The sequence below is a fragment of the Flavivirga aquimarina genome, from assembly GCF_030540835.1.
Taxonomy (GTDB): domain Bacteria; phylum Bacteroidota; class Bacteroidia; order Flavobacteriales; family Flavobacteriaceae; genus Flavivirga; species Flavivirga aquimarina.
The window spans coordinates 52922-66367 of sequence record NZ_JAUOEK010000117.1 but is presented as its reverse complement, the minus strand read 5'-3'; the positions used below and the strand labels follow the sequence as shown (position 1 = coordinate 66367).

The window sequence follows — 13446 nt, the reverse complement described above, 5'->3', positions numbered from 1 at the left end:
TTACAGAATTTTTTCCCCATGTTTAAGCTCATGCCGAAACTACGAAAAAATATTTAATTATCCCTATGAAAATCGACAAAATACAAATAAGAGTGAGATATGGCGAAACAGACCAAATGGGTGTGGTCTATCATGGCAACTATGCATTATACCTTGAAATGGGGAGAATAGAATGGTTGCGGAAATTAGGAATTTCTTATAAAATTATGGAAGAAAATGGTATCATGTTACCGGTAATTTCTTTAAACATAAACTATAAAAAATCAGCAGGTTATGATGATGTAATTAATGTAAAAACTCAACTAAAAAGAAGGCCAACAGCAAGGATAGAATTTGAGTACGAAATAACTGACTTAAAAGGAGAGATTTTGACAACAGCCGAGACAACTTTAGTGTTTATTGACATGAAAACTAACAGGCCAACTAAAGCACCTAAATATCTTTTAGATCTTTTAGATGAATAGCTAATTTTGTTTCATATCAGGTAAATTTCGAAATGATTGATGCTAATAAGGTCTGTTGGCTTTTAAAAACCTGATGGGACTGAGTATTTAACTAGCTATTATACCAGTCAAATTGAAATTTAATTGGCATTATTTGATGTTTTATGATAGCAGATCTTATAATTTTAAGAGAAAACTTACTAAACGATGGTTAATTATGAAGGAATCTTTTCAATTATTTTTTTAATATGAACTTCGAAAAGATGATTGAATTTTTCAAAAACAGATGATGCATCTTTTTTTCTCACAGAAATAGTAATGTTGCAATCCATTTCTAATACCTGATTGGTAATTTTTAAGTTTTTCTCTTTAATGATGCGCATTACTTTATTCATGTTTTTGTAATCAAACGAGATAAGGTAATCTATGTTTATGGTCTTTTCTTTAATATTAGAGTGTTCTAATGCTAATTGAGCTGTCGATTTATAGGCGTTAATTAGGCCACTGACACCTAATTTAATACCACCAAAGTATCGAACCACAACAATTAAAATATTAGTAACATCAAAAGATTGTATTTGCCCATAAATAGGCATGCCGGCAGAATTACTTGGCTCTCCGTCATCATTGGCACGATAAGATATTGTTTCTGTTCCTAATTGGTAAGCGTAACACCAATGTCTTGCGCTATGATGTTCTTTTTTTAATTTTTCTAAATAAAGTTTTACGTCGTTTTCATTTAATACAGGAAATGCATACCCAAAGAATTTGCTGTTTTTATCTTTAAATAGTACTTCTTTAGAAGCAATATCGATGGTTTTGTATGTGTCTTTCTCAGTCAAAAAAAGTTAGAATAAGTTGCTTTTTGTTTCAAACAAACTGCAGATATCCTCCGTTTCGGGGTTAATATGCCATGTTTTAATACCTAGAGACTTGGCGGTATTAATGTTATCTGTGTTATCATCAATAAAAAGGGATTCGTCAGCATTTATTTTGTGTTCATTTAATACAAATTCAAAAATCTCTTGATTGGGTTTTCTTAGATGAATTTCGTGTGATAAATAAAATGCATCAAAATAGTTTTTAAATGTTTCATAAAAAGGAATATGTTCTTTAACCCAATTAATATGAAGCTCGTTTGTATTACTTAATAATATAAGCTTGTATTTTGAATTTGATTTAAGCTGCTTTAAAAAATCTAAACGATGATCAGGGAAATCTTTTAGCATAAAATTCCAAAGAGTAATGAATTCGTCAGTAGAAATTTTCGGGAAATTTTCGGTATGAAACGCGATAAACTCTTCGGTAGTAATAAGCCCTTCTTCATATAAACTATTAAAAGCAATCATTTCTTCAGAAAAAGAATCTATTTCAAAAGTTTTAAGCGCATGTTGTACATGGCCTTCTATATCTAAATTAATAAATACATTTCCGAAATCGAAAATAATAGTTTTAATCATTTTTATAAATTTTGAGAATATCGGTCATGATTTTTTCTTCAGAAATTAATTTCCCTGAAAATTCGGGTGCTTTTAAGCCTTCATTAAATTCATTATTTCCTGTAAAGATTCTCGCTTCATCCCATAAATTTTCATCTATAAAAGTTTGAAGTGTTTTTTGTCCCCCTTCTATAATTATAGAAGTGATATCATTTTTATATAAAACATCACAGATTTGCTGAGACAAATGTTTGCTAAAATCAATAGCACTCTCGCTTATAACAATAGTTTTAGCGTCATTATTAAAAATTGAAAATTCTTTGGAAAGTTTTAAGTCTTTGTCTAATACAACCCGAATTGGGTGGTTGCCTTTCCAACTTCTAACCGTTAAAGTAGGGTTGTCTTGCAAAACAGTATTTGTGCCGACTAAAATGGCTTGTTCTTCAGACCGCCATTTATGAACGAGTTGTCTTGAATATGTGTTGGTAATCCAAACAGGTTTTTGTTCTTTTTTCTTTTTTGGTGCTATAAAACCATTCTTAGTTTCTGCCCATTTTAAAATAATATATGGACGTTTTTTATTGTGAAATGTAAAAAAGCGTTTATGGTGATCTTTGCATACTTCTTCTAATATGCCAACTATAACGTGGCACCCAGCTTCTTTAAGTTTTTTAATTCCTTTACCTGCTACTTTAACATTATCATCTATACAGCCAATAACCACGTTTGGGATTTTATGTCTGATAATAAGATCACTACAAGGCGGGGTTTTTCCAAAATGTGAACAAGGTTCAAGAGTTACATATATAGTTGCTTTTTTTAATAAGGTTTTGTCTGTAACAGAGTTTATAGCATTAACTTCTGCATGATTACCACCATAAGAACTTGTGTAGCCTTCTCCTATAATATTGTCTTTGTGAACAATAACACAGCCCACCATAGGGTTAGGTCTAACAGAGCCTAACCCGTTTTTAGCAATTTCAATACAACGTTTTATGTATGTTTTGTGGTGAGTCAATTATTTATAGTTTAATCTTTACGTTTTCAATCTTATCAATATTATAGGTATATGAAAAACCCAAAACTTTATATTTGATATCTCCTTTATATTGCACTTTGATTTTTTGGCTAAATAGACTCCCGAGCAATCCATTTATATTTTTATTGCTAAAAATGCTATCGGTTGGAATATGTGTTTTTAACGGAATTGAAAATTCTTTTTTTGCAGGTACTTTAAAGCTTTTGGTCGATATGGTGGCCATTTCATTATCGTTAACAAACACTTTCATTTCATCTGTTTTTAATTCCCCACCAATAGTATTAGGGTTTAAAAAAAAGGCATCGGCAGTAAATGTTATGTGTTTTGAAGTTGATTCCAGAACTTTAATGTTTTCAATATGCAAAAACTCTGGTTTTTCGTTAACAGAACAGCTTATAAAAGCAAATAGCATTGTTGATAAAATAATGATATTCCTCATGTCGTTTTTTTTAGATTTAAGTATCTTCACTTGCACAAAATCATACTTTTAAAAGTGAGTAAAGATACTATAGTTATTCGAGAAATTCAGCCTGAGGATAATAGACAAATAGAGCAAGTTATTAGAAATTGTTTTTATGAGTTTAAAATACCTTTAGAAGGTACAGCTTATTCTGATGAGGAAACTCCAAGAATGTTTGAGTCTTATCAAAACAATAATGATGTTTATTATGTAATCGACAATAATGGTACCATTTTAGGAGGCGGAGGTGTTAAACCTTTAAAAGGTTTTGAGTCTGATGTTTGCGAAATTCAAAAGATGTATTTCTCGCCAAAAGTAAGAGGTAAGGGGTATGGTAAATTTATGTTTGAAAAATGTTTGCAAGCTGCTAAAATATTAGGGTATAAACAATGTTATTTAGAATCTGCTCCGCAACTTAAAGTAGCTGTTCATATTTACGAAAGCTATGGTTTTAAACATTTAAAAGAAGCATTAGGTAGTACAGGTCATTATTCTTGTGGCGTTTGGATGCTAAAGGATTTATGAAATTAAAGGATATTCAAGGTGTTTTTCATAAAGAATTAGATGCTATTTATGAAAAAGAGGAGATAGATAGTTTCTTTTTTATATTGATAGAAGCTTATTTTTCTATAACCAGAATACAATTGGCTTTACAACCCGATTATAAAGTTGATAGCTATGAAGTTATTTTAGATGCTTTACAGTTATTAAAAAAGGAGCGCCCTATACAATATATATTAGGAGATATGGAGTTTTATGGATTACATTTTAAGGTAAATAACCATGTGTTAATTCCAAGACCGGAAACAGAAGAACTTGTAGACTGGGTTATTTCTAAACAAGGAAAAGCGAGAAGCAACGAGGTTAGTATTTTAGATATTGGCACTGGGAGTGGATGTATTGCTATTTCTCTAGCTAAGAATTTACCAGAGGCTAAAGTTTATGCTTTAGATGTAAGTAAGGAAGCGATTAGAGTAGCAAGGCAAAATGCTGAATTAAATAATGTTACAATCGAATTTATAGAAGCAGATATTTTAAATATGTCTACTTTTGATTCGGATTTTAAAAGCTTAAAATTTGATATTATTGTATCTAATCCACCTTATGTTAGAGAACAGGAAAAAGCGTTTATGAAACCTAATGTAGTAAATAATGAACCACATTTGGCATTATTTGTAAAGGATGAAAACCCGTTGCAATTTTATAAGGCAATTACTCAATTTGCACTAAATAGTTTAAAAGATAAAGGATTGTTATTTTTCGAAATCAATGAGTATTTAGGTAATGATATGATTAGGTTGTTTAAAAATAGTAGCTTTAATAATATAGAATTAAAACAAGATATCTTTAAAAAAGATAGAATGATAAAAGGAGAGAAAACGAATGAGTAGTATTCAAAATAAAATAGACGAATTAAGAACAGAACTTCGTACGCATAACTACAATTATTATGTGCTTGATGCCCCAACCATTTCCGATTACGAATTCGATATAAAACTAAAAGAACTTCAGGAGCTTGAAGCAAAACATCCTGAATTTTTTGATGCTAATTCACCAACACAACGTGTAGGCGGTACCATTACTAAGAATTTTGATACCATTCCGCACGAACATCGTATGTATTCTTTAGATAATTCTTATTCTAAAGAAGATTTACAAGACTGGGAAACCCGTATTAAAAAATTAGTAGATGGTGATATTCAATATACTTGTGAATTAAAATATGATGGGGCATCCATTAGTTTAACTTACGAAAATGGAATATTAGCAAGAGCAGTTACCAGAGGAGATGGGTTTCAAGGTGATAATGTTACGGCAAATATTAAAACTATTAAATCGGTACCATTACAATTGAAAGGTAATGATTACCCAGCTAAGTTTGATATAAGAGGTGAGATTATATTACCCTTTGATGGGTTTAATAAAATGAATGAGGAACGTATTGAAATTGGAGAGGAACCTTATAGAAATCCCAGAAATACAGCTTCAGGAAGTTTGAAACTTCAAGATAGTGCAGAAGTAGCGAAACGTCCGTTAGAATGTCTGCTTTATAATATAACAGGATCAAGTTTAAATATTGAAACACAAATAGAAAGCTTAGAAAAAGCAAGAGCATGGGGTTTTAAAGTGCCAAATGCTGCAAAACTTGCTAATTCTATTGATGAAGTTTTAGAATTTGTAGATTATTGGAATGATAAACGTCATGATTTGCCTTACGAAACAGATGGTGTTGTTATAAAGGTAAACAATTTACAACAGCAAGAAGAGTTGGGCTATACGGCAAAAGCGCCAAGGTGGGCTATGGCGTATAAATTTAAAGCAGAGCAAGTATCAACAAAACTAAATAGTATTACATACCAGGTAGGGCGAACAGGAGCCATTACACCTGTTGCTAATTTAGAACCTGTAGAATTAGCAGGGACTACTGTAAAACGTGCCTCTTTACATAATGCAGACCAAATAGAAAAATTAGATATTCGAGTAGGAGACGAGGTGTATGTTGAAAAAGGTGGAGAAATTATTCCGAAGATTCTTGGGGTAGATTTAAGTAAACGACATAATTTATCGGAACCAACTCAATATATTACACATTGTCCAGAATGTCAAACAGAGTTAGAAAGACAGGAAGGAGAGGCTCAGCATTATTGTACGAATTATAATGGCTGCAAACCGCAAATTATAGGCAGGATTCAACATTATATATCTAGAAAAGCAATGGATATAGAAGGACTGGGAGGAGAGACAGTAGTTCTTTTGGTGAATGAAGGTCTTATTTCCAATTATTCAGATTTATATGAATTAACTAAAGAAGAAGTGATTCCTTTAGAACGCATGGCAGAAAAAAGTGCTGATAATTTAATTCAAGGTATAGAATTGTCTAAAAATATTCCTTTTGAGCGCGTTCTATTCGCTTTAGGAATTCGGTACGTAGGTGAAACTGTTGCTAAGAAATTAGCAAAGCACTATAAAAATATTGATGCTATAGCATGTGCTACAGAAGAAGATTTGGTAAATGTTGATGAGATAGGTATTAAAATTGCAGAAAGCGTGAGTGCATTTTTTAATTTGGAAGTAAACTTACATATAGTTAATAGATTACGACAATTTGGAGTTCAATTAGAGTTATCTGCAGAGCAATTAATAGGTCAAACTAGTATATTAGAAGGTGATATTATTGTGGTTTCTGGTGTTTTTGAAAGCGTGTCAAGAAACGAGCTTAAAAAACTAATTGAAGATAATGGAGGTAAGTTAAGTAGTTCTATCTCATCTAAAACAAGTTACGTCGTAGCGGGTAGTAATATGGGGCCGAGTAAAAAAGAAAAAGCAGATAAGTTAGGCGTAACTTTAATGAGTGAACATGAATTCTTACAAAAAATAAAGTAATTTATCTTAAAAACCGATTAAAAGCATGTTTTTATCGATTAAAAGTAATTTTTTTGGTATTTAGTTATAAAATTTATCTATATTTGTGCATTAACCAAAAAAAGCTATTATGTACAAGTCGAAAGTCTTGGTAGGTTGTGTCTTGTTAGTGTATATATTATTTGTCATTTATGAATTTAGAGGAGATAGCGATATTGCATATAATTTAGATTGTTTATTAACTCCTTTAGTAGCTATAATTTATTTATTTTTTGCAAAAAAAAGAAACATATTCTTTTTGTTATTTATTTTGTGTTATTCAATCTCTGACTTGTTAGGGGTCGTCATGGCTTACGTGTCTAATAATGGCATAGCTGATTTAAATAAAATGGATTATTTTATAGGTAATTCCCTGTTTATATTGGCCTATTTGTTTTTGTTTGTGAAAATTATTAGATCACTCAGTCTGTTTTATGTGTTCAAAAATTTTAAAATTCATTTACTTGTTTTAACAATTTTAAATGTATATCTGGTATATGTTTTACAAGTAATATTGGGACCAAATATAAACATGTCAAATGAATACTATTTAGAAATGGTATATAACATTGTTATGCTTTTATTATTGTCTGTCGCATTACTAAATTATTTTTACAGAGATAATAAAAAGTCTTTATACTTATTTATAGGATCATTATGTATTGTATTCTCAGAAGTTATGCAAGTTGCGTATTTTTATATTGCGCAAAGAAGTTTGCTTAATTTTATTTCTACGACACTTACACTTGTTGCTTTTTACTTCTTCTATCAACAATCACAATTATTAAACGATTTGAATCAGGAAGAAAAGTATATGGTAATGGAATAATATTTATTAAGCTTTATTAATAAATGGAATATCGTTCTTATAGATATAAAGAATAATTGTAGAAAGTACAAATGTAACTACTGCGGTAATAAATAAAACACCTCCATCGTTATTTACTTCAATTCCAAGTTGTGTTAAATGCATAAAAATGGCACCACCTATAATGCCTAATGTAAGTATAGTACCTGCCCATACTGTCTTAGGAATCAATAACAATATACCGGCAATAAGCTCTAAAACACCAATGCCAATTCTACCATAAGGTTCTAAACCGACTTGGCTAAAAATGTAGACACTATCCGGGTGCCCTGTGAATTTAAAACGCAGTGTTTGCAGTAAAATAATAGCAACAATAATTCGTAAGGCAAGAGGAATATATCTTTTCATTTTATATAAAAGTTTATAAGTTAAAAACTTAGACGTAATTTTAGTAATTACTTACCGGTCCTTAGAATTCAATTTTATAGATAAACGGTTGTTTTTAAATAAATAATCGATAAAAAGTTGATTTTTGACGTTGAAATAAAATTATATTTATATATTTGGAATAACCTACTAACCCCTAAAACCATGAAAAGTTCTCTAGACTTTACTTTTAATAAGGTGTTTTTTTGCGCTTTATTAGGATTAACAATTATAAACTTTCTTGTTACTTTTATTGGAGATTCGTTATTACTAAAGACAGCAATGGCTTTATTTATACCGGTCTTTTTGATATGTTATTTAGTTAAGCATAAATCTTTAGGATTTGTTTTTGTTTCTTTTTTGTTATTTTCTTTTCTTGGAGATATGTCTTTATCTTTTTTCACAAATGAAACATTTATCAAAGTATCTAGTATTTTATACTTTTTGAGTTATTTATATTTAATTGCCATCATTATACCTAAATTTAAATTATTAGACGTTAAAAAACTAATAGGAGTCTATTTATTAGGTGTGTTTATAATTAATATATTCTTCTTATATACTCTTTATAGTGTGTTACAAGTGATTATTCCAGACAAAACAGAAGTGCTTTTGTTTGGCTTGAAAAATTTATCGCTTATTGTATTAGCTTTTGTGTCTTTTGGAGTATATCTAAATACACAATCAAGACAATCTATATTGTTTTTAGTCGCAGTAATTTTTATAGCTTTTTCTACTATTTTAAACTATGTTAACCTTTACTATTTGTATCATTGGAGTTTTGAAATGTTATATAGGGTACTTTATGGAATTGGGCTTTATTTTATCTTTAAATATGTTATAGCAGATAATAAATCGAAAAAAAATATTTTGGAGATAAAAAAAGCATTTTACTCAGATAATAAAATAATCTCAGCTTAAACAATTATTGAGGTACCATTTGCCGACATGTTTTTGTTAGAATCAAAGTAAAAGTCAATTTTTCCAAGATTAATACCATAACAGCCTACTTGGTTTACAAGCATATTTTTTCCTTCTATGTTTTTAACGATTGTTGGTTTCGATAAAAATGTATGGGTATGTCCACCAATAATTAGATCGATATTTTTTGTGGCTTCCCCTAATTTTAAATCACTTATTTTGTTTGGGTTGTTCCTATAATTATATCCTAAATGAGATAAGCAAATTATTAAATCACATTGTTTTTCTGTTTTTAAAATTCTAGACATATCTTGAGCAATCTCGATAGGATCTAAATATTTAGTCTCTTTAAACATAGCCGGATCAACTAAACCGTGTAGTTCAATACCAAGCCCAAAAACACCAATTTTAAGACCGTCCTTTTTAAATATTTTATAAGGTTTAGTATGCGTGTCCATTATAGTATTTGAAAAGTCATAATTAGCAGAAACAAATTGAAATTCGGCATGTTCTAATTGAGCATATAAGCCATCAATGCCATTATCAAAATCATGATTACCTATAGTGGCAGCGTCATACTTTAGTTTGCTCATTAATTTAAATTCCAATTCGCCACCGTAATAATTAAAATAAGGAGTGCCTTGAAAAATATCTCCAGCATCTAGTAAAAGTGTATTTGGATTTTCATTTCTAATAAATTCAATTAAACTAGCTCTTCTGGCAACCCCTCCTTTATTAGCATTTCTAGCATCATCTGAGCCAAAAGGGTCAATATGACTATGCACATCGTTGGTATGTAGAATCGTTATTTTTTTAGATGTAGCAGCGTTTGAAAAAGATTGTAAACCTAATCCACTTAGTGTTACTAATGCCGTTCCTACAGATGCTTGTTGTATAAAATCTCTACGTTTCATTTTTATTTTATTTGAATGAATCTGTCGTCAATTACAGGATTAATGGTATCAACTTTTTTAAAGTTATCTATTAGGGCATTTCTAACTTTATAATTTAAAACATAAAGACTGTCATTCGGTTTAAAAAAAGACATATTATCACCACCACTATATAAATAATCGTTAGTGGCAACATAATATACTTTATCAAGTTCAATGTCTTTGCCTTTTATTTTGGCTTCAACTATTTTATCATTTTCGTTTATTGTTAGTTTAAGTTTAGCGATCGGGTGTGCTCGTTTTACCCTACATAAGTAATTCACCAAACTGTCTACTTGATTTCCTTTTAAAGCGACTACTACGATACTGTTTTCAAAAGGCATTATTTTATATGCCGTTCTTTTTGTTATATTGCCTTTTGGTAAAATAGACCGTATACCACCAAGATTAAGTAGAACCATATCTATGTCTTTACCAGTTCTGCTTTTAAAAACAGGGTTAGCTTCACTGTAAATAGCATCTGCCATAAAATTACCAATAGCAGTATTAAAAGAGCCATTAGACTTAGAATAACTATTAGGAGAATAAGCTAAAACACTATCTAAATCTTTTTGAATATGATCTCTAAAGGGTTTTATATAGGACTCTATTTTAGAATCAATAGGTAAAGTGTCTGTAATCTGAATTTGCTTTCCTTCAATTTTTGTTAACCCTAAATTAGTCTGTTTGCAATTAAAAAGACTAAAAAAATATAACAAAAAAATTAAATGTGTTAACCTCATATATTAAACGAATATTTTGAATGTACTTTTGCTACCTTTGCGCAAAGGATAAAGATAAATGATTTTAAAAGGTTTTAAAGAAAAATCTAACAAAAAACACTTAAACAAATTGTTATCAGAAAGACAAGTAAATGTTACTGATAAGAAAGTTGAAAGCTTAGGTGTTATCTTGAATATTGATGAAATAGATGACTTTGAGCTGTTTAGAAAGTTTGCCGATTTTTTAAAAATTCGCGATAATAAATTAAAGATTATTGCCTATTCTGAAAACGATAAAGGTACTCTAACAACATGGGATGTTTGTTTTGGTCCTAAAGATTTCGGCTGGAAAGGTGTCATAAAAAATGTAGAATTACAGACGTTTTTAGATACCAAATATGATGCTTTAATTAGTTATTATGCAGAAGATGTTTTAGAACTAAAGATGATTACTGCGAAGTCTAAAGCCCAATTTAAAATTGGAATTGTACAAAGTGATGAGCGTTTAAATGATTTAATTATTAAAACAAAACTAAAAGAATTTAACGTATTTAAAGAAGAGACAATTAAATACCTAACTATATTAAATAAAATTAAGAATGAATAGGAAGTTTGTGGGAACTGGGGTTGCTTTGGTTACACCTTTTAAATCAGATTTAAGTGTAGACCATAGTGCTTTAGCAAATATTGTAAATTTCAATATTGATAACGGCACCGATTATCTAGTGATTTGTGGAACGACAGGAGAGAGTGTTACACTTACTAAACAAGAGAAAAAGGAAGTAATAAAAACCATAGCAGATACTAATAATGGTCGAGTGCCTATGGTTTTAGGGATAGGCGGAAGTAATACAGCTGAAGTTATTGCAGAAATAAAAGCAACAGATTTAAGCAACATAGATGCTGTTTTATCGGTGTCTCCATATTATAGTAAACCAACTCAAGAAGGAATTTATCAGCATTTTAAAGCTATTTCGGAAGCATCTCCGGTAGATGTTATTTTATATAATGTTCCGGGTAGAACTTCAAAAAATATGGAAGTAGAAACGACCATAAGATTGGCTAACGATTTCAATAATATTATAGGTATTAAAGAAGCAGGAAACAATGTATCGCAATATTTAGAGTTATTAAAGAACAAGCCGGAAGATTTTTTAATTATTTCGGGCGATGATGATTTGGCTTTAGGTATTGTTTTGGCAGGAGGCGCGGGAGTGATATCTGTTATAGGTCAGGCATTCCCTAAGGATTTTTCAGAAATGATACGTTTAGGTTTAAAAGGGGATGCTAAAGAAGCTTATAAATTTCATTTTAAATTAATGGATGTCATTGGCTATATTTTTGAGGAAAATAATCCAGCAGGAATAAAAGCTGTTTTTGAAGCACTAAATTTATGCCAAGATAGTGTAAGATTACCGTTGGTTCCGGCATCTAATGAATTGAAAGAAAAGATAAGAAATTTTGTAAATAAATTTTAAGATTGTTAAATATTACTTAAACCTTATGATTACTGACTTTAAGCAATTAATTTAGCTTTAAAATAATATTTTTAAAATCCATATTAATAACTTAATTTTGCAGTCTGTTTAAAAATCATATGTGCTGGGCATGATTAAAAAGCAAATAGTATCCTATTTTTTTGAAACAGTGAAGAATAACAAATGAGAAAACTTTTTTACATATTAATAATGCTTGCTGTTTTTAGCAGTTGTAGCGAATTTCAGAAGGCGTTAAAAAATGAAGATATAGCTACTAAGTTCAAAATAGGTGAAGCCCTATATAATGAAGGTAAATTTTCAAAAGCTAATAGACTTTTTGCTCAAATAGTGCCAAGTTATAGAGGGAAGCCACAAGCAGAAAAGCTCATGTATTTGTATGCTAATTCTTTTTATAAAATGAATGATTACTATGTTGCTGGTTACCAATTTGAACGCTTTGCATCAAGTTATCCGAAAAGTGAGAAATTAGAAGAAGCTTTTTTTTTAAGTGCAAAAAGTAAATACATGTTGTCTCCTGTTTATAGTAAAGACCAAACAGAAACAAAAGGTGCTATTGAAAAGCTTCAAGAGTTTATAAATTTATTTCCAGAATCTGAGTACCTTGCAGAAGCAAATAAATTAGTTCAAGAATTAGATTTTAAGCTAGAAAAAAAGGCGTTTAGTATAGCCAAACAATATGGAGAGATAGCTCCGGGATATACTAAAGATTTCAATGCCGCAATAACATCTTTTGATAATTTTCTTTTTGAATTCCCAGGATCAATCTTACGTGAAGACGCTTTATTTTATAGATTTGATTCTGCTTACCAATTAGCTATTAATAGTAGAGAGCTAAAAAGAGCGCTTGATGGGACAATAGTACCCTTAAAAAAAGATCGTCTTGAAACTGCAAAAGAATATTATATGTCATTTAAAAACGCATATAGTAACTCAAAGTACATAGAAGAAGCCAATAATATGGCAGTAGTATTAGAAGAAGAATTAAAAAAATACAGCACTAAAAGTTAAAATAACTATGGGAATAGATTTAAAAAAAACAAATGCTCCGGTTAATTCTGTAACATACGACAGAAATCAAATTGACGAACCAACAGATAACATCTATGAGTCAATTTCTATAATCGCAAGACGTGCAGAGCAAATTAATACAGAGATTAAAAAAGAGCTTATCGATAAGTTAGAAGAATTTGCAACATATAACGATAGTCTTGAAGAAATCTTTGAAAACAAAGAGCAAATTGAGGTTTCTAAATTTTACGAAAAATTACCAAAACCTCATGCATTAGCTGTTCAAGAATGGTTAACTGATAAAATTTATTTTAGAAATACAGAGGAAGATTCTCAAGAATAATTTT

At 29.9% G+C, this 13446-nt stretch carries 17 protein-coding genes; 10 read left to right on the top strand and 7 right to left on the bottom strand.

Annotation, left to right across the window (positions count from 1 at the left end; translation table 11 throughout):
• The first annotated feature begins 65 nt into the window (after nucleotides 1-65).
• Entirely contained in the window at nucleotides 66-464 is a 399-nt protein-coding gene (locus tag Q4Q35_RS10350) for an acyl-CoA thioesterase (RefSeq protein ID WP_303277897.1), read from the top strand.
• Nucleotides 465-658: 194 nt separating this feature from the next.
• Here Q4Q35_RS10350 and Q4Q35_RS10345 read toward each other — a convergent pair whose 3' ends face one another.
• From Q4Q35_RS10345 to Q4Q35_RS10330, 4 genes are read right to left on the bottom strand one after another with little or no spacing between them, the layout of a single operon-like run.
• Complete coding sequence (locus tag Q4Q35_RS10345) at nucleotides 659-1285, bottom strand: IMPACT family protein (protein ID WP_303277896.1); 627 nt, start codon at nucleotides 1283-1285, stop codon at nucleotides 659-661.
• A 6-nt stretch (nucleotides 1286-1291) separates the two neighbouring features.
• Complete coding sequence (locus Q4Q35_RS10340) at nucleotides 1292-1903, bottom strand: HAD family hydrolase (RefSeq protein WP_303277895.1); 612 nt, start codon at nucleotides 1901-1903, stop codon at nucleotides 1292-1294.
• Entirely contained in the window at nucleotides 1896-2900 is a 1005-nt protein-coding gene (gene ribD, locus Q4Q35_RS10335; protein ID WP_303277894.1) for a bifunctional diaminohydroxyphosphoribosylaminopyrimidine deaminase/5-amino-6-(5-phosphoribosylamino)uracil reductase RibD, read from the bottom strand. Before ribD ends, Q4Q35_RS10340 begins: the two co-directional genes overlap by 8 nt.
• 4 nt (nucleotides 2901-2904) lie before the next feature.
• Entirely contained in the window at nucleotides 2905-3360 is a 456-nt protein-coding gene (locus tag Q4Q35_RS10330) for a hypothetical protein (RefSeq protein WP_303277893.1), read from the bottom strand.
• Between the two features lie 54 nt (nucleotides 3361-3414).
• On the opposite strand from Q4Q35_RS10330, the gene Q4Q35_RS10325 reads away from it, so the two are divergent.
• The 4 genes from Q4Q35_RS10325 to Q4Q35_RS10310 all read left to right on the top strand — a co-directional run bounded on the left by Q4Q35_RS10325 (nucleotide 3415) and on the right by Q4Q35_RS10310 (nucleotide 7612).
• Nucleotides 3415-3906, top strand: a complete 492-nt coding sequence (locus Q4Q35_RS10325) for a GNAT family N-acetyltransferase (protein WP_303277892.1) — start codon at nucleotides 3415-3417, stop codon at nucleotides 3904-3906.
• Nucleotides 3903-4772 (top strand): peptide chain release factor N(5)-glutamine methyltransferase, encoded by an 870-nt coding sequence (prmC, locus tag Q4Q35_RS10320; protein WP_303277891.1) that lies wholly within the window; start codon nucleotides 3903-3905, stop codon nucleotides 4770-4772. The genes Q4Q35_RS10325 and prmC overlap by 4 nt, the downstream gene beginning before the upstream one ends.
• The gene (gene ligA, locus Q4Q35_RS10315) at nucleotides 4765-6765 is read left to right on the top strand and encodes an NAD-dependent DNA ligase LigA (protein ID WP_303277890.1); all 2001 of its coding nucleotides are present in this window, start codon (nucleotides 4765-4767) and stop codon (nucleotides 6763-6765) included. The genes prmC and ligA overlap by 8 nt, the downstream gene beginning before the upstream one ends.
• Nucleotides 6766-6874: 109 nt before the next feature.
• Nucleotides 6875-7612, top strand: coding sequence for a hypothetical protein (locus Q4Q35_RS10310; RefSeq protein ID WP_303277889.1), 738 nt, complete (start codon nucleotides 6875-6877; stop codon nucleotides 7610-7612).
• A 6-nt stretch (nucleotides 7613-7618) separates the two neighbouring features.
• Here the strand turns inward: Q4Q35_RS10310 and Q4Q35_RS10305 are convergent, their stop codons facing one another.
• The gene (locus Q4Q35_RS10305) at nucleotides 7619-7999 is read right to left on the bottom strand and encodes a DoxX family protein (RefSeq protein WP_303277888.1); all 381 of its coding nucleotides are present in this window, start codon (nucleotides 7997-7999) and stop codon (nucleotides 7619-7621) included.
• A 300-nt stretch (nucleotides 8000-8299) separates the two neighbouring features.
• Here Q4Q35_RS10305 and Q4Q35_RS10300 point away from each other — a divergent pair, with 300 nt between their 5' ends.
• On the top strand, nucleotides 8300-8938 hold the full coding sequence (locus Q4Q35_RS10300) for a hypothetical protein (protein WP_303277887.1): 639 nt from the start codon (nucleotides 8300-8302) through the stop codon (nucleotides 8936-8938).
• On the opposite strand, the gene Q4Q35_RS10295 is transcribed toward Q4Q35_RS10300, so the two are convergent.
• Together Q4Q35_RS10295 and Q4Q35_RS10290 are read right to left on the bottom strand one after the other, a co-directional pair.
• Complete coding sequence (locus Q4Q35_RS10295; RefSeq protein ID WP_303277886.1) at nucleotides 8935-9852, bottom strand: bifunctional metallophosphatase/5'-nucleotidase; 918 nt, start codon at nucleotides 9850-9852, stop codon at nucleotides 8935-8937. The genes Q4Q35_RS10300 and Q4Q35_RS10295 overlap by 4 nt on opposite strands.
• A 2-nt stretch (nucleotides 9853-9854) precedes the next feature.
• Nucleotides 9855-10613: a 5'-nucleotidase C-terminal domain-containing protein gene (locus tag Q4Q35_RS10290; protein ID WP_303277885.1), complete on the bottom strand. Its 759-nt coding sequence runs from the start codon at nucleotides 10611-10613 to the stop codon at nucleotides 9855-9857.
• A 58-nt stretch (nucleotides 10614-10671) separates the two neighbouring features.
• On the opposite strand from Q4Q35_RS10290, the gene Q4Q35_RS10285 reads away from it, so the two are divergent.
• From Q4Q35_RS10285 to Q4Q35_RS10270, 4 genes are all read left to right on the top strand, one after another.
• Nucleotides 10672-11199, top strand: a complete 528-nt coding sequence (locus tag Q4Q35_RS10285) for a DUF6913 domain-containing protein (RefSeq protein WP_303277884.1) — start codon at nucleotides 10672-10674, stop codon at nucleotides 11197-11199.
• Nucleotides 11192-12070: a 4-hydroxy-tetrahydrodipicolinate synthase gene (gene dapA / locus Q4Q35_RS10280; RefSeq protein ID WP_303277883.1), complete on the top strand. Its 879-nt coding sequence runs from the start codon at nucleotides 11192-11194 to the stop codon at nucleotides 12068-12070. The genes Q4Q35_RS10285 and dapA overlap by 8 nt, the downstream gene beginning before the upstream one ends.
• A gap of 183 nt (nucleotides 12071-12253) precedes the next feature.
• Nucleotides 12254-13099, top strand: a complete 846-nt coding sequence (locus tag Q4Q35_RS10275; protein WP_303277882.1) for an outer membrane protein assembly factor BamD — start codon at nucleotides 12254-12256, stop codon at nucleotides 13097-13099.
• Nucleotides 13100-13112: 13 nt separating this feature from the next.
• Nucleotides 13113-13442 carry a DNA-directed RNA polymerase subunit omega gene (locus tag Q4Q35_RS10270; protein ID WP_303277918.1) on the top strand — a complete coding sequence of 110 codons (330 nt, stop codon included), beginning with the start codon at nucleotides 13113-13115 and terminating at the stop codon, nucleotides 13440-13442.
• The last annotated feature ends 4 nt before the right edge of the window (nucleotides 13443-13446 follow it).